Here is a 16,090-nt window from a genome sequence, read left to right on the forward strand (position 1 = left end):
GCCCTTCAGTTTTCCGCGATCACAGACCGCGACACGATCAGCCGCATGATCTCGTTCGTGCCTTCCAGAATCTGATGCACCCGCAGGTCGCGCACGATCTTCTCGATCCCGTATTCGCTCAGGTAGCCATAGCCGCCATGCAGCTGCAACGCGTCATTGGCGACGTTGAAACATTCGTCCGTCACGAACTGCTTGGCCATGGCGCACAGCGTCGTGGCCTCGGGGGCCTTGGCATCCAGGCTGGAGGCCGCGCGCCACAGGATCGTGCGCGCCACTTCCACCTTGGTCGCCATCTCGGCCAGCCGGAACTGCAGCGTCGGCATCGCGATCAGCGCTTTGCCAAAGGCCTTGCGGTCGCGCATGTAGGCAACGGTGGCATCCAGCGCCGCCTGCGCGCCCCCAAGCGAACAGGCCGCGATGTTGATGCGCCCGCCGTTCAGCCCCGACATCGCGATGTTGAACCCCTTGCCCTCGGCCCCCAGCATGTTGGCCGCGGGCACGCGCATATTATCCATGTTCACCGTGCGCGTGGGCTGGGCGTTCCAGCCCATCTTGCGTTCATTCGCGCCAAAGCTCAGGCCGGGCGTGTCCTTCTCCACCAGAAAGGCCGAGATCCCCCCCGGCCCCGCATCGCCCGTGCGCGCCATCACGATATAGACATCCGAGGTGCCCGCCCCCGAGATGAACTGCTTCTGACCCGTCAGCAGGTAATCGTCGCCATCCTTCACCGCCCGCGTGCTCAGCGCCGAGGCGTCCGAGCCCGCGCCCGGTTCGGTCAGGCAATAGCTGGCCAGCGTGTCCATCGTGGCCAGCTTCGGGCACCAGGCGGCGCGCTGGTCTCCGGTGCCGTAGGTGTCGATCATCCAGCAGCACATGTTGTGGATCGAGATATAGGCCGCGATCGTCGGGCAACCCTTCGCCAGGGCCTCGAAGATCATCACCGAATCCACCCGGCCAAGCCCCGACCCGCCCACGTCGTCGCGCGTGTAGATCGCGCCCAGACCCAGGGCCCCGGCCTGCGCCAGAACATCGGTGGGGAAATGTTTGGCTTCGTCCCATTCGATGGCGTTGGGCCGCAACTCGTTCAGCGCGAACCCCTCCGCCATCTCCCGAAATGCCAGTTGATCCTCGCTGGGTGTGAAGTCTATCATGCGCGCCCTCCTCCTGCTTCGCCGTAGATACCGCCCCTTCTTACAGCTTGTCGATCAGCTCTGGTACTGCCTTGAAGAGATCGGCGACGAGGCCGTAATCGGCGACCTGGAAGATCGGGGCGTCTTCGTCCTTGTTGATGGCGACGATGATCTTGCTGTCCTTCATGCCGGCGAGGTGCTGGATCGCGCCCGAGATGCCGACCGCGACATAGAGCGCCGGGGCCACCACCTTGCCGGTCTGGCCCACCTGCCAGTCGTTCGGCGCATAGCCCGAATCGACCGCCGCGCGCGAGGCGCCAACGGCGGCGCCCAGCTTGTCGGCCAGCTGCTCGATCAGCGCGAAATTCTCTTCCGAACCCACGCCGCGCCCGCCCGAGACCACCACGCCGGCCGAGGTCAGCTCGGGCCGGTCGGAGGCGGCGACCTTGTCTTCCACCCATTCCGAAAGGCCCGGATCGGCCGCCGCGCCGATGGGCTCGACAGCCGCCGAACCGCCCGCGCCCGCCGCGTCGAAGGTCGAGGTGCGGATCGTCAGCACCTTTTTCGCATCCGTCGATTTCACCGTCTGGATCGCGTTGCCGGCATAGACCGGCCGCTCGAACGTATCGCCCGAAACCACGCCCGACACATCGGAAATCACCATCACATCCAGAAGCGCCGCCACCCGCGGCATGATGTTTTTCGCGCTCGCCGTGGCCGGGGCAACGAAATGTTCATACTCCCCCGCCAGGCTGACGATCAGAGCGGCGACCGGTTCGGCCAGACCGTTGCCATAGATCGCATCATCGGCGCAGAGCACCCGTGCCACGCCATCAAGTTCCGCCGCGGCCCCGGCCGCATCCGCACAGGAGGCGCCAGCGCACAGAACCGTCACATCGCCCAGCTGTTTCGCGGCGCTCAGCGCCTTTGCGGTCGCGTCCACGGCCAGGGCGCCGCCCGTGAGTTCCGCCAGAAGAAGTACAGCCATCAGATCGCTCCCGCCGCTTTGAGTTTCGCCACCAGCTCGTCCACCGAGCCGACCATTTCGCCGGCCTGGCGCGCGGCGGGTTCGGCGGTGCCGACCACCTGCAGGCGCGGCGTGACATCGACGCCGTAATCGGCCGCCGTCTTTTCCTCCATCGGCTTCTTCTTGGCTTTCATGATGTTGGGCAGCGACGCATAGCGCGGCTCGTTGAGCCGCAGATCCGCGGTGACGATCGCCGGAAGCGTGACCTTGATGGTCTGCAGCCCGCCATCGACCTCGCGGGTGACGGTGGCATGATCGCCCTCGACCGTCAGCTCCGAGGCGAAGGTCGCCTGGCCCCAGCCCAGCAGCGCCGCCAGCATCTGGCCGGTCGCGTTCATGTCATTGTCGATCGCCTGCTTGCCCGCGATCACCAGACCGGGCTCCTCGGCGTCGATCACGCCCTTGAGGATCTTGGCCACCGCCAGCGGCTCGATGTCCTGATGCACGTCATCGGCGGCCACCACAAGAATGGCGCGATCGGCGCCCATCGCAAGCGCCGTGCGCAGCGTCTCCTGCGCCTGCTTCACGCCGATCGAAACCGCAACAATCTCGGTCGCGACACCCGCCTCTTTCAGACGGATCGCCTCTTCCACCGCGATCTCGTCGAACGGGTTCATCGACATCTTGACATTCGCAAGATCGACACCGCTCCCGTCCGCCTTCACGCGAACCTTCACGTTATAGTCGATCACGCGCTTGACAGGTACCAATACCTTCATACTTCCTACCTTCGATTGTCTTCATTTCGAATTTATGTCGTCGTCGGCGCCATAAGACCGGCCGGTCGTCCAAACCGCAAGCATCTCGGCGGCGGTCCGTGTCGCGGCCGGGCGGATCGCCCCCGGAGTGCGCGAGAATCGCGGCGCCGGGGCCGGATGCACGACCCCCTCGTGGCGGAGGAATGTGCCGCGCCCCGCGTTATGGGGGTGATCTGCCGCGTCCAGCAGATCCAGCACCGGCGACACACAGGCATCGCTGCCGTCGAACACCCCGGCCCATTCATCCCGGCTTTTGCTGCCAAAACAGGCGGCGAACCGGTCGCGCATCGCGGGCCAGCCCGCCTTGTCCATCTGCGGGAATTTCGCCGGATCAAGGCCAAGCCCGTCCAGCAAAGCGCGGAAGAACTGCGGCTCGAGCGCGCCGACCGCAACATAACCGCCATCGGCGCATTCGTAGCAGCGATAGAAGGGCATCCCGCCGTCGAGCAGGTTCGCTTCCCGCTCCGGCCCCCAGCCGCTGCCTTGCCGCAGCGCGATGAAGAGACTCATCAGCATCGCCACCCCGTCGGTCATCGCCGCATCAACCACCTGCCCCTTGCCGGAGCTGCGCGCCTCGATCACCGCCGCGAGCACGCCCATGGCCAGGAACATCGCCCCGCCGCCATAATCGCCGACAAGGTTCAGCGGCGGCATTGGCGGGCGGCCGGCCTCGCCCATCGTGCCCAGGGCACCCGCGATGGCAATATAGTTGATGTCGTGCCCGGCACGCGGCGCCAGCGGGCCGGTCTGGCCCCAGCCGGTCATCCGGCCGTAGATCAGCGCAGGATTCACCGCCATACAGTCGTCGGGGCCCAGGCCCAGCCGCTCCATCACGCCGGGGCGGAAGCCTTCGATCAGAACGTCCGCCGCGCCGATCAGGTCAAGCGCCGCCGCGCGGTCGGCCGGGTCCTTGAGGTTCAGTTCGACGGCGGTGCGGCCCCGGTGCAGGATCGCCCCGCCCACATCCGCATAGGCGGCCTGACCGCCCGCACGGGCAAGACGCACGATATCGGCGCCAAGATCGGCCAGGATCGTCGCGCACAGCGGCACCGGGCCGATTGCGTCGAACTCGACAATACGGATACCGGCAAGCGGGCCCTTCGGGGTCTCGGTCATGGTTATTTATTCTCGATCTTGTTGGCCGCGCTGCTTTTCGATGTTGCGATATTTGCGCTGATTCCACCATCCACCAGCAGGTTCACCCCGCTGATATGGCTGGCGTCCGGCCCGGCCAGAAAGCGGATCGCGCGCGCCAGATCCTCGGGCGAGCCGACCCGCCCCAGCGGAATCTCGGCGGCGCGCGCCGCCCGCGCCTCGGGGTCGTCATAAGAAGCCGCCGTCATCGCCGTATGGGTGGGCCCGGGCGAGACACAGTTGCAGCGGATGCCCTCGGGGCCCCATTCCGCCGCCATCTGCCGCATCAGCATCACAAGAGCTGCCTTGCTGGCGCTATAGGCCCCCAGCGGGACGATCGGGTTCTCCGCCGCGGTCGAGGCCGTCGCAATGATCGCACCGCCCGACTTTGCCAAATGCGGCCGCGCGGCCTGCCCCAGCACCAGCGTCGCCCGCGCGTTGATGTTCATCAGCATGTCGAACTGGCCGGTCGTCATCTCGGCCAACGGCACCATGTGGATCGCGCCCGCATTGCTGATCAGCGCGTCGATACCGTCAAAGGCGGCCAGAGTGGCGGAAACCACAACGTCGCCCGCCTTTGGGTCCATCAGATCGGCCACGCATGTCGCCGAGGCCGCGCCCAGCGCGTCCAATTCGGAGGTCAGGGTCGCAAGACCCGCCTCGTCGCGGTCCACCAGCACGAGCTTTGCCTGATCGCCCAGGGGGTGTTTCGCAAATTCTATAGCGGTTGCGCGTCCGATCCCGCTTGCAGCACCTGTCACGATGACCGACATAATTCCTCCATATCCATGCGTTTTGCGCGACAAACAGCGCGGAACCCCCCTGCCGGTCACCTGCCGGGCGATAGGTGTCCGGCAGGTGAACCCCGGTGATAAAGACAGAACGAGCAAGGCGCTCGCCGGTGTGCAGAGACACATGGTGAGTGGGCATTTGCGCCCGCTTGGACATGCCCGTCTCGGCGCTATTCGAACGAATAGCCTTGCAATCCGAACGCGCGGCACTGGACAGTGTGCGGCATTGAGAAAATATATGTTATTGCGACAAAAAGATGTTTGCGGTCATATTCCGATGCTCCGCACAGTCGTCAGTGCAATGCAAAATGGGAGGAAGTTTCATGGAAGCCACTTTAGACACAGTGACCGAACAGGCCACCGGCCCCCGGCTCGAGGATCTGGATCAGCAGTACTATATTGATCTTGACCTGGCCGAGGAAAGCGTCCGCCAGAACGGCATTCAACATATGCGTGACTGGGCAAAGCGCGGCCCGTTCTACTGCAACCGCCGCGGCATCCCCGTGGTCGTCTGCGGCCGCTATGCCGACGCGCAGGAGGTCTATCTCAATCCCGACGTCTACTCGGTCGAGATGCCGCCGATCCCCGGCTACGAGATCTTCGACTTCTTCGGCGGCCTGAAGGCGGTCGCGCAGATGGATGGCGCCGACCATGCCCGGATCCGTCGCCTGATGATGCCCGCATTCATGCCTGCCGGCGTCAAGGCGCTGGAGGAAGCGACTGCGAAGATCATCGAGGCCAAGCTCGACGCCATCGAGGCGAACGGCGACACCTTCGAGGTGATGAGCGACTTCTCGGGTGACATCATCGGCCATGTCCTGCTAGGCGCGGCGTTCAACCTCACGCCCGAGCAGCAAAACGCCTTCAAGCGTGCGCATGACAGCTTCGGCCTCATCATGGGTCTCGCGCCCGGCGAGCCCTATCCCCAGGAATTCCTGGAATCGGCTGGCGCGCTGCAGCAGGTGATGATGGAGATCCTCGAGGATCGTCGCAAGAACCCGACCAACGACATGATCGGCAAGATGGTTCACGCGCGCGACAACGACGACAAGCTCACCGACGAGGAGCTGTTCGGTCAGATCAACGCCGTCTGCGGCGCGGCCCTTGGCACCACCGCAACCAGCATCGCGACCGCGCTTCTGAACCTTGGTCGTCACCCCGATCAGTTCGACATGCTCAAGGCCGATCCGTCGATGACCGACATGGCCGTGACCGAATGCCTGCGCTATCAGAGCACCGGGTTCTTCACCTTCCCGCGCTATGCCACCCGCGACACCGAGCTTGCCGGCGTCAAGATCCCGAAGAACATGGTGGTTCTCGCGTCCGCCCAGGCGACCAACTATGACCCGGCCGTCTATGACAAGCCTGAGACGTTCGACATCAAGCGCAACCCGCAGGCGATCATGACCTTCGGCGCCGGCGCGCATCACTGCATCGGCAACCGGCTTGCCCGCATGGTGATCCGCAAGAGCCTGGAACAGATGATGGCACGGTTCCCGAATCTCCGCCTCGCGGACCCGGATTTCGATCCTGTCTATCAGGGCATGTTTGGCGAGATGGCACCGGACCGCGTTCCGATGCAGACGAACTGAGGCGGAGAAGAATACAGAATGCCTATTTTGAACGTAACCGACCGGGACGGGTCGGAGAAGCAAGTTGACGTAACGATGACGGAGTCCCTGATGCATGTACTCAGGGATGCCGGGTACCATATCGCGGCGGAATGCGGCGGGGCCGCGGCCTGCGGCACCTGTCATGTCTATGTGGATGAAGCCTGGCTCTCGAAACTGCCCGAAGCAGGTGAGATCGAGGCCGAGATGGTGGACCTGCTCGAGGAAACCAAACCCACGTCGCGTCTGTCGTGCCAGGTCCAGATGGATGACTCGCTTGATGGCCTCAAGGTGACACTGGCGCCAGAGGAATAGGCATTTTGAATGAAGCAGCCGGGGAACGCATCGAAGGAGGTCGGTGCGTTCTCCGGTGTCTTTCACTCTCATCAAGAAAGAAACACAAATGCAGAAAAGATTTGACGGGAAGGCTGTTCTTGTAACGGCTGCTGCGGGGGGAATTGGCGAGGCTGCCGCGATTGGCTTCGCCACGGAAGGCGCCCGTGTCATGCTTTCGGACATCAATGCCGAAGCCGGTGAAGCCGCCGCGAAACGCCTGCGCGACGCCGGCGCGGACGTCGAGTTCATCCAGGCCGACGGCACGAACGAAGCCGATGTCGACCGTATCGTGAACGCCACCGTTCAGAAATTCGGCGGCCTGCACATCGCCGCCAACGTGATCGGCGAGGCGATCGGCGATGCGGCCCACGGCCCCGAGTTCCACACCCAAAGCCTGGAGGGCTGGGACGGCACGATGGCGATCTGCCTGCGCACCGCCTTTCTGGGCATGAAGTACCAGATCGGCCACATGATCGAGAACGGCGGCGGCAGCATCGTCAATGTCTCGTCCCTGGCGGGGATGGCCTTTGTCCCGGAATCGGGCGCGGCCTATTCGGCGGCCAAGGCGGGGCTGATTCAGCTGACGCGTTTTGCCGCGGTCCAGTATGCCGAACGCGGCGTACGGGTGAACTGCATCGCGCCGGGCGTCACGCCGACCAAAGCCTATTACAAGGCCGGTCCCGAGATCGCCGAGATGATCATCAACCGCATGCTGGAAGAACAAGCCATCAAGCGCCCCATCGAAACCGCGGAACAGGCCGCAGCAATGCTGTGGCTGTGCTCGGACGAGGCGTCGATGGTGACCGGCCACCTGCTGCCCGTGGACGGCGGCTGGAGCGCGCGCTGATCTTTTCGGACAAGGGCCCCGATCTTGAGGGTCCGATCTGAAGCGAACGACCTGGGGCCCCAGTCCTGACCAGGGCCCCAGGTGGAACAGCCGGAAGAAACCGATGACCGATCATCGCAAGACCGGCGCAAACGGGAGGAAAAACCATGTGGGATCGCGAAGTTGATGTCCTGTGCGCCGGCTCGGGCGCCGGCGGGCTGGCGGCCGCCATTGCTGCCGCGGAATTCGGTGGCACCGTTCTGGTCGCCGAGAAAGACGAACTTTTGGGTGGCGTTCAGGCGCTTTCGTCCGGGCAGATCTGGTTCGGCGGCAATCGCTATGCCAAAGAGGCCGGCGTCGAAGACAGCCTTGAGGAAACCAACGAATACATGGAGGCCCTGTCTCAGGGTCTGGCCATCCCAGAGCTGCGCGACGTCTATGTCCAGCGCGGCAACGAAGTGCTGGATTTCTTCGAAGACCGGATCGGGATCCGGCTGCAGGTCATCCGCGACCTGCCTGATTACTACTATCCCAAGCTGCCCGGATCGAAACCCGAGGGCCGCTATCTTGAGGTCGAACCCTTCGACGCCACCCAACTGGGCGAGTGGGCCGCGCGCTGCCGGACCTCGCCCTATGGGCATGGCTACAGCTATGTGACCTCGAACGAATTCAACGCGATGCAGACCGGCAAGGGCCCGTTCGTGGGTGACCTTCTGGCCGAGCATATCGGCAAGGACGAACGCTGTGCGGGCGCCGGGCTGGCGGCCTGGATGCTCAAGGCCGCGCTGGACCGGGGGGTCGAAATTCTGGCCGAAAGCCCGGTGACGCGCATCATCAGCGAAGAGGGCCGCGTGGTCGGCGCCGAGGTCACCACCCCCGAGGGTGTGATCCGCGTGCGCACGCGCCGCGGCGTCGTTCTGGCCACCAGCGGCTATGACTGGAACGCCGATCTTGTGCGCTCGCACGAAACCATGCCCGGCGCCGGCAGCATGTGCCCCCCCTCGGTCGAGGGCGACCATTTCGCGCTGGCCTCCGATGCGGGCGCCATTCCGGTGGCGGTACGCGCGCCCGCGCAGACGCCGATCTTCGTGGGCTACAAGGTGCCCTCCGAAGAAATCTACGGCAAGATGTCCCAGCGGATGCTGGTGCCCGGACAGCCCCATTCGATCATCGTCAACAAGACCGGCAAGCGGTTCGCCAACGATGCCTTCTACCCGGATGTGGCCACCAAGGCCTGGCGCTTCGACGGTCAGGGCGAGGCGCTGGTGAACTGGCCCGCCTGGCTGGTCTTTGACGAGAACTTCCGCGAGAAATATTCGCTGCTGCCGTCCTATCCCGGCATGCCTCTGCCCGAAGGCGTGGCCGAACAGGCAGACACGCTTGAGGAACTGGCCGCAAAGACCGGCATCGACGCGGAAGGGCTGAAGGCGCAGGTCGATCGGTTCAACGGGTTCTGCGAAACCGGTGAGGATCCGGATTTCGGCCGCCACGAAACCCCCTGGGGCACGCTGATGACGGGGGACGGGCGGATGCCGGTGCACCCCAACTTCGGCCCGCTGGAGCGCGGCCCCTTCTATGCCGTCCCGCTGGTGCGGGTGGTGATGGGTGTGCCCAGCGCCGGGCTGCGGGTGGACGAAAACGCCCGCGTGGTCAACGCGCGCGGCGACGGCGTGCCTGGCCTTTTTGCCGCTGGAAACGCGGCGGCCTGGCTGGATATCGGCGGCGGCTATAACAGCGGCATCGCGAATATGCGCGGACTGCTGCAAGGCTATCTGTCGGCCCAGACGATGATGCAATCCAACGCAGGCTAGAGGCCGGTTGACAGGCCCCCCCGGCCGGGATCATGCAAGGCTATGACAGACAGGGCGCCGACGAATATCGACATCTCCCCGTCCGCGACCGCGGGCGGGGTTACAGAGGCCCAGCCGGGCGGCCCCGTCACATCCAAAAGCTGGGAGGCCCTGCCGGATCTGCTCGACACGATCCATTGCGAAACCTATTCCTTCTTCACCGCCTCTTACGCGGCGCCGTGGGCGCTTTCGTTTTCAGGGCAGGGCGAGGTTTTCAGCTATGAGCTGCGCGAGGGCAGCGCCATCATCGAAATCGCCGGCGCCGAATTCATGCTGGAGGTTGGCGATCTGTGCCTGATCCCGCATGGCAAGCCGCACAAGCTCTATAGCAGCGCCGACAGCAAGGGGGCCGCGATCGGCCATGCCATATGCCGGGTCGACGTTCAACGGGCCAATCCGCTGCTCAAGCTGCTGCCCTTCGCGCTGATCTTCCGGGCCGAAGACGGCGCGCTGGTTTCGTGGATGCGCACCATGGCGGGGTTCATCGAGGATCTGCGCAACTCCACCGACCCCGGCGATCAGGCGATCCTGCGCCGCATGACCGAGGCGGCGATCATCCGCGCGATACAGGAATACTTCCAATCCGAACACGCCAAGGACCGCACCTTCGGCCGCGCCGCGCTGTTCCGGATCACGCCTGTCCTGCGGGCCATTCACCGCGCGCCCGAGAAGAAGTGGAGCGTCGCCAGCCTGGCGCGCGAAGCGGGCATGTCGCGCACCGTCTTCGCCACCACCTTTGCCGAAACCATGGGCGAGACCCCGGCGCAATATCTTCTGGGGGTCCGGATGGCCGTTGCGCAGGATCTGCTTCGGTCAAGCCCGATGTCTGTGTCGGATGTGGCCTGGCGTGTGGGATACGCGAATGAAGGCGCCTTCGGACGGGCGTTCAAGCGCTATTTCGGCATATCACCGATCAATTTCCGCGCCAGCGAGGTGGTCAGCGATTTCGGGCCCGAAACCTGAACGCCCGGCGGGATCACGTGCGATCCGCCGGGCGTTCGATCTGGCAGGCGGGCCGAGGCGGCGCCGCTTTGAAGGCCGCAGCGCCTATCCCCTGCGCTTGGCTTTCGCCGTCTGGATGCCCTGGAACACCGCAGAGGCATTGCCCGCCCCCACGTAATACATCAGAAAGCGCGGAATTTCCGCCAGTTCAGCCTCCGACAGCTCGTCATTGGCCAGCGCGCCGGCGATCTGTGTTTCGATCAGATCCATGCGGCCCAGACCGGCGGTCACGCCGATCACCATCAGCCGCTTGTCACGCATCGAGATGGTGGGGTCCTTCCAGACCTCACCGAAAAGCTGGGCGACGGTGTCATGGACGAAAGGCGAGCCTTCCAGCCCCTTCATCATGCCCGACGCGCCCGCGCCATAGACGGAATCGACGACCTCAAGCCCGTTGTTCCAATCGGTTGTCTTGTCGTTGCTCATGGGACTTCTCCGTTACGGCTTTTTGGTGCCGACAAGGGTGTCGGCATCGGTGATGTTCAGATCGACCAGAGGCAGTTCGATCCCGGTATCCCCGGCCATGTCCTTGGCCGCCTGCAGATCCTTGAGCATCAGCTGCTTCATGCCCTGACGGATCCTGAATTCGGTCTCATCGGTCATCGGGTCGGCGCGGTTGGCCAGCATCATCGGGCCGCCGACGCCTTCGGCGCTTTCGTCGATCACCTTGGTCAGAACGGCGATATCGACACCGGCCGCCCGACACAGCGCGGCGGCTTCCTGACCGGCGCGATAGGTGCCATAGACCACCACGTTGCGCGCGATCTTGGCCGTCATCCCGGCGCCGCTGTCGCCCATGCGCGCGACGTGTTGCGAGAACCCGTTCAGAACCGGCATGATCCGTTCAACCACGGCCGCGTCTCCGCCGACCATGCTGACCAACCCGCCTTCCTTGGCCTTCAAGCCGCCGGTCACACCGGCATCGACCAGACCAACGCCGGCCGCATCGGTCACGGCGCGGATCCTTTCCAGCTCGGTCAAGGACACCGTGGCCAGAACCACGATCGTCATCTCGGGGCGTGCATGGGTCAGCACCCCGTCGGGGCCCGACAGCACGTCAATCACCTGCTGGGCGCTGACCACCGCGACCAGGATCGTATCCGAAACCTTGGCCAGTTCCGCCGGAGAGGCCACGACCGCCGGCACACCCTCGAGCGCATCCGCCGCGTCCGGCCGGATGTCGTAGACCGCCGCAAGCTGACCGGTTCGGGCCAGGCAAACGGCAACCCCGCCGCCGATCATGCCAAGTCCGATAACCCCCGCATTTTTCATTCCGAGTTCTCCCTAAGTGTCTCTGCCCGCCCAAAGTCGGGCGGCGCCAGCGTTCTGGCGTTTTTTGTCTTGTGGAAAGATGCGGCAATTGCTGCCGCATCTGCTGCGTTTGGCGTGGAGAAGATCAAGCCCCCAGAGGCTTACCAGACGAGATCGACCGCCGTGGGCTGGATCATGCCCAGATAGTGCTCAACCTCGACGCCGTCCTTGAGCCGGAACTCGGGAACGGCGCGCAGGAACTCCTCCATCGCGATGCGCATTTCCCGGCGCGCCAGGTGCATGCCCAGGCACAGATGCGGGCCATAGCCAAAGCTCAGGTGCCCGTCGGATTCCCGGTCAAACCGGATCTCGTTGGCGGCATCGTATTCAGCCGGATCGCGCCCAGCCAGCGTGGCCGACATCACCACCTTGTCGCCGGGCATGAACTTGACGCCCTTCAACTCGCACGGCTGCGTCACGGTCTTGAACACCGTCACGGCGGGATAGGCGCGCATCAGCTCGTCGATGGCCGCGGGGATCAGCGAAGGATCATCGCGCAGCATCTTCTGGTGCTCGGGGTTGCGGGCCAGGTGCAGGAACTGCAGACCCATCTGGGTCGAAACCGTATCCAGACCGCCGATGAACAGGTTGAAGGTAAAGCCGACCAGTTCGTCATCGGTCAGTTCGCGCCCGTCGATCTTGGCCTGCACCCCGTAGGTGAACAGATCGTCCGTCGGGTTCTCGCGGCGGTCGGCCAGTTCCTCGCGCAGGTAATCAACGACAGAACGCGTCGCGACCGCCATCTTTTTAAGGTCATGGCTGTGCAGCATGGCCTCTTCCCATTCCAGGAACTGCTTGGTCCGCGATTGCGGCAGGCCCATCAGTTCCATGAACACCTTGATCGGGAATTCGAAGGCGAAATCGCGCATGAACTCGCATTTGCCCTTGTCTTTCAACCCTTCGACATACTCGCGGGCATAGCCACGGATCTTGTCTTCCAGCTTGGCGATGGCGCCCGGAGAGAACACCCGGCTGACGAAAGCGCGATAGTGCGCGTGAATGGGCGGATCGGATTCGGCCGGTACCAGATTCCATGTTTCGCCGATGATCATCGAGAAGGGCGAAAAGCCCTTGTTCGAGAAATTCTCAGTGTCGAAGTGAATGGTTTTCAGATCTTCCGCGGTGCGGACAACCCAGGCCGGAGTGCCACCCGGATAAGCGTGTTTCGAATAGAAGATCGGCGGCGTTTCGGCATGCACCTGCGCGGCAAGCTCGCCAAACGGGTCCTGTTTGGTCTTTACGCCGAAAAGGAACGGAAACGGCAGCACAAGTTCGTCAGGAACATGTGCCGGAATTTCCACTTCTTTGGGTGACAGGTCTAATTCCATTTTTTTCTCCTCCACTGGGCTCATACGTCGCTTTCGGCGTTTTCTTGATCATGCCCGGAACCAAGCAGGGACAGAATCCGGGTTTCGGCGGTAATGACACCTACCCAAGGTTAGGTCGCGGCCCGGCACGGGGCGCTCCGCAGGCCCGGTAAACAAGTGCAATGCGTGGAGGCGGAGGCAGCAGGATGGACTTCGGGCGCAACCACGCCGCTCAGCCCGGCAACGACCGGGGCAATGCGGCATGGATTGCTTCGTTTCAGCATCGGGCGCGGCCCGAAAGCGCCCGGCGATCCGGCCTTCAGTATTGCGTGGCCGGGATCTTGACGACCATCCCGTCAAGCTCCGCCGTCACCTCGATCTGGCACGACAGCCGGCGGTCATCGCCCTCGACATCTTCGAGCATGGCTTCTTCCAGAACCCCCGGCGCCGGCAGCTTGTCGCGCCACTCTGCGCCGATGACGACCTGGCAGGTCGCGCAAGCGCAGGCACCGCCGCATTCGGCCACGATCCCGTCAATTCCGTTGTCGACAGCGCCACGCATCACGCTCATCCCTTCTTCAACCTCCAGTTCCGCGCGCGTACCATCGGGTTGCTCATAAGTAATTTTCGGCACGTTTTCTTCCTCTGCTTCTCGATCTGCCAACGGGTGCGCCGATGCGCCCCGCCGACGTATTTCTGACGGCCATCGCCAACCTGCTTCAGGGCGGTGATGCCCGAACCCGGCGCACGGCGTCCGGATCCGCGCTGCCCGCCCTATCCCCATGCCATGTCTTGCCCGCACGGAATCCATCCGCGCAGGTCCGGCCAGGGCCAATAAACAGCAGTCATCGCCGAAGCTGACCTATCCTAAGAAGGGGCGCCGCCAAATTTATTGCACCAGGAACCGGCGGCAGCCCCGACCGCTTCAAGACAGGCCGCGCAGGATCGCGACCCGCGCGCATATCCACCGGCCGGACCCGTGCGGCCCGGACTCAAAAGACCTGTCTTTCGGCAGGGCAGGTTTTTACCGGACCCTGTATTGTCGCCTCGAGAACCACAACCCAAGGCCCGTGGAGCCGGGCATGAGGCGAAGGATGAACATGACGGAGAAATTCATTGTCGGCATCGGCGGCACGACGCGCGGCGGATCCAGTACAGAGCTGCTGGTTCGTGCGGTTCTGGACGCATGCGCGCGGCAAGGCGCCAAAGTCGAGATGTTTGGCGCGAAAGAGCTGGTGGCCCTGCCCTTCTACGCCCCCGAAAACGAAGAACGCAGCGATGCGCAGCGCCACTTCATAGACAGCGTGCGCCGGGCCGACGGGTTGGTGATCGGCTCGCCCGGCTATCATGCGGGTATCTCGGCGCTGGTGAAGAATGCCATCGATCTGATGCAGGACACGATGACCGACAAGCGGGTGTATCTCGATGGATGCCCGGTGGGTCTGGTGGTCAGCGCCGCCGGCTGGCAGGCCACGGGCACCACGCTCAGCTCGCTGCGCGATATCGTGTGTTCCCTGCGCGGCTGGCCGACTCCGGTCGGCGTGACGATGAACAGCCTGCAGCAAAAGCCGTTCGATGCGGACGGCAAGCTGATCGACGATGCGCTTTCGACCATGATCGAGAGCCAGGCAAAGCAGTTGATGGGGTTTGGTTACGCATGACCCCCGGCGCCGGTTTTTTCGAAAGGCATTCGCAAGGCGAATACCGACGAAGCGCTGTGATGACAAAATCTGTGGATAGGAGGAACAACGATGGGAGGCGAGATAATGAATATTGAGGCTGTTTCCTCGCAAACGACACCTGAAGACCTGATCAGGGCGGCGCGGGACATGATCCCCACCTTGCGCGAGCGCGCGGCCCATTGCGAACAGATTCGCAAGATCCCCCAGGAAACCTGGAACGATTTCCGCGATGCCAAGCTGCTGCGCGCCGCGCAGCCGCGCAAGTTCGGCGGCTTTGAATTCGGCATCGACACCATTGCCGAGATCGGCATGGAAGTGGGCCGTGGCTGCGGTTCCTCGGCCTGGATGGCGGGGCAGTGGCCGGGGCACCAGTTCATGGTCGGCTATCTGCCGCTGGAGGCGCAGCACGAATATTGGGACGCCAATCCCGACACCATGTCCTCGACCGCCTCGGCCGTGGCCAAGCTGAACATCGAGCCCGAGGGCGATGGCTGGCGCATCACCGACAGCCAGATGCGGTTTTCCAGCGGTTGCGATTATGCCGAATGGATCCACTTCATCACCATGCACGGGCTGTGCCTGATTCCGAAATCCGATTTCGAGGTGGTGGACGACTGGTATGTCTCGGGCCTGCGCGGCACCGGCTCCAAATCCATCGTGATCAAGGATGCCTATGTCCCACCGCACCGGTTCGTGTCGCTTGAGCAGCTGAAAATGTGCTCGACCCCGGGCGCCGAGATCTATCCCGACAATCCCTATTACCGGGCGCCGTTCAACCTGGTGGTCAACCAGTTGCTGCTCAGCGCGACGATCGGCATGGCGCGCGGCGTTCTGGACATCTTCGAAGAGCGGGTGACCGGCCGGATCAACCTGCACACGTTCGAATCCGCCGCGCTGAGCGCAGGGGCGCAGATGCGCTTTGCCGAATCGCATGCAGAGGTAACCGCCGCGATGATGTATGTGCGCCACAACTGCCAGCAGATGAAGGAATGGGGCGAAGCGAACCACGTTCCCGATCAGGCCGAGCGCGCCGAGGCGCGCCGCAACGTGGCCTATGGCGCCCTGCTGGCCGTGCGCGCCGCCGAGCGTCTGCTGACCGCGGGCGATGCGAAAGGCATGTATGAGGATCATCCGCTGGGCCGCCTTGGCCGCGACGTACACATGGCCGGCCTCCAGGCGAACCTGACGTGGGATGAACCGGCACAAAGCTTCTCGCGCGCGCGTTGGGGCGTGGAACAGCCGCTGTCCTACCTGACCTGACACCGGCCGGAGAGCGCCGCAAGACAAGGCAGTGGCCCCGATGGAATCCGTTGGGGCCGCTGTTTT

Annotated in this window: 16 protein-coding genes; 7 read left to right on the top strand and 9 right to left on the bottom strand. The window is 63.9% G+C overall.

Annotated features, from left to right (window positions below; translation table 11 throughout):
- Nucleotides 1-5: 5 nt before the first annotated feature.
- Genes TQ29_RS17555 through TQ29_RS17575 form a run of 5 tightly spaced genes read right to left on the bottom strand, consistent with a single transcriptional unit; the run spans nucleotide 6 to nucleotide 4,822 of the window.
- Nucleotides 6-1,148: an acyl-CoA dehydrogenase family protein gene (locus TQ29_RS17555; RefSeq protein ID WP_207642743.1), complete on the bottom strand. Its 1,143-nt coding sequence runs from the start codon at nucleotides 1,146-1,148 to the stop codon at nucleotides 6-8.
- Nucleotides 1,149-1,191: 43 nt separating this feature from the next.
- Entirely contained in the window at nucleotides 1,192-2,118 is a 927-nt protein-coding gene (locus TQ29_RS17560) for an electron transfer flavoprotein subunit alpha/FixB family protein (RefSeq protein WP_054540224.1), read from the bottom strand.
- Nucleotides 2,118-2,876 carry an electron transfer flavoprotein subunit beta/FixA family protein gene (locus tag TQ29_RS17565; protein WP_054537793.1) on the bottom strand — a complete coding sequence of 253 codons (759 nt, stop codon included), beginning with the start codon at nucleotides 2,874-2,876 and terminating at the stop codon, nucleotides 2,118-2,120. Before TQ29_RS17565 ends, TQ29_RS17560 begins: the two co-directional genes overlap by 1 nt.
- A 21-nt stretch (nucleotides 2,877-2,897) precedes the next feature.
- Complete coding sequence (locus TQ29_RS17570; RefSeq protein WP_054540225.1) at nucleotides 2,898-4,031, bottom strand: CaiB/BaiF CoA-transferase family protein; 1,134 nt, start codon at nucleotides 4,029-4,031, stop codon at nucleotides 2,898-2,900.
- Between the two features lie 2 nt (nucleotides 4,032-4,033).
- Nucleotides 4,034-4,822, bottom strand: coding sequence for an SDR family NAD(P)-dependent oxidoreductase (locus TQ29_RS17575; RefSeq protein WP_054540226.1), 789 nt, complete (start codon nucleotides 4,820-4,822; stop codon nucleotides 4,034-4,036).
- Between the two features lie 341 nt (nucleotides 4,823-5,163).
- On the opposite strand from TQ29_RS17575, the gene TQ29_RS17580 reads away from it, so the two are divergent.
- The 5 genes from TQ29_RS17580 (at nucleotide 5,164) to TQ29_RS17600 (ending at nucleotide 10,425) form a co-directional block, all read left to right on the top strand.
- Nucleotides 5,164-6,432, top strand: a complete 1,269-nt coding sequence (locus TQ29_RS17580; protein WP_162231841.1) for a cytochrome P450 — start codon at nucleotides 5,164-5,166, stop codon at nucleotides 6,430-6,432.
- A gap of 18 nt (nucleotides 6,433-6,450) precedes the next feature.
- Complete coding sequence (locus TQ29_RS17585) at nucleotides 6,451-6,765, top strand: 2Fe-2S iron-sulfur cluster-binding protein (RefSeq protein WP_054540228.1); 315 nt, start codon at nucleotides 6,451-6,453, stop codon at nucleotides 6,763-6,765.
- 88 nt (nucleotides 6,766-6,853) lie between these two features.
- The gene (locus TQ29_RS17590; protein WP_054540229.1) at nucleotides 6,854-7,633 is read left to right on the top strand and encodes an SDR family NAD(P)-dependent oxidoreductase; all 780 of its coding nucleotides are present in this window, start codon (nucleotides 6,854-6,856) and stop codon (nucleotides 7,631-7,633) included.
- Nucleotides 7,634-7,779: 146 nt separating this feature from the next.
- Nucleotides 7,780-9,423: an FAD-dependent oxidoreductase gene (locus tag TQ29_RS17595; RefSeq protein WP_054540230.1), complete on the top strand. Its 1,644-nt coding sequence runs from the start codon at nucleotides 7,780-7,782 to the stop codon at nucleotides 9,421-9,423.
- A gap of 42 nt (nucleotides 9,424-9,465) precedes the next feature.
- Nucleotides 9,466-10,425 (top strand): AraC family transcriptional regulator, encoded by a 960-nt coding sequence (locus TQ29_RS17600; protein ID WP_054540231.1) that lies wholly within the window; start codon nucleotides 9,466-9,468, stop codon nucleotides 10,423-10,425.
- A gap of 84 nt (nucleotides 10,426-10,509) precedes the next feature.
- Here the strand turns inward: TQ29_RS17600 and TQ29_RS17605 are convergent, their stop codons facing one another.
- From TQ29_RS17605 to TQ29_RS17620, 4 genes are all read right to left on the bottom strand, one after another.
- Entirely contained in the window at nucleotides 10,510-10,890 is a 381-nt protein-coding gene (locus TQ29_RS17605; protein WP_054540232.1) for a carboxymuconolactone decarboxylase family protein, read from the bottom strand.
- Between the two features lie 12 nt (nucleotides 10,891-10,902).
- Nucleotides 10,903-11,736, bottom strand: coding sequence for an NAD(P)-dependent oxidoreductase (locus TQ29_RS17610; RefSeq protein ID WP_054540233.1), 834 nt, complete (start codon nucleotides 11,734-11,736; stop codon nucleotides 10,903-10,905).
- Between the two features lie 140 nt (nucleotides 11,737-11,876).
- Nucleotides 11,877-13,103, bottom strand: coding sequence for a cytochrome P450 (locus tag TQ29_RS17615; protein ID WP_054540234.1), 1,227 nt, complete (start codon nucleotides 13,101-13,103; stop codon nucleotides 11,877-11,879).
- Between the two features lie 298 nt (nucleotides 13,104-13,401).
- Nucleotides 13,402-13,716, bottom strand: a complete 315-nt coding sequence (locus TQ29_RS17620; RefSeq protein ID WP_054540235.1) for a 2Fe-2S iron-sulfur cluster-binding protein — start codon at nucleotides 13,714-13,716, stop codon at nucleotides 13,402-13,404.
- Between the two features lie 466 nt (nucleotides 13,717-14,182).
- Between TQ29_RS17620 and TQ29_RS17625 the strand changes: the two genes are divergently transcribed.
- Together TQ29_RS17625 and TQ29_RS17630 are read left to right on the top strand one after the other, a co-directional pair.
- Entirely contained in the window at nucleotides 14,183-14,743 is a 561-nt protein-coding gene (locus tag TQ29_RS17625; protein WP_052071184.1) for an NADPH-dependent FMN reductase, read from the top strand.
- A gap of 105 nt (nucleotides 14,744-14,848) precedes the next feature.
- Entirely contained in the window at nucleotides 14,849-16,024 is a 1,176-nt protein-coding gene (locus TQ29_RS17630) for a hypothetical protein (protein ID WP_054540236.1), read from the top strand.
- The last annotated feature ends 66 nt before the right edge of the window (nucleotides 16,025-16,090 follow it).

The sequence above is a fragment of the Actibacterium sp. EMB200-NS6 genome, from assembly GCF_001305615.1.
Classification (GTDB): Bacteria; Pseudomonadota; Alphaproteobacteria; order Rhodobacterales; family Rhodobacteraceae; genus Actibacterium_A; species Actibacterium_A naphthalenivorans.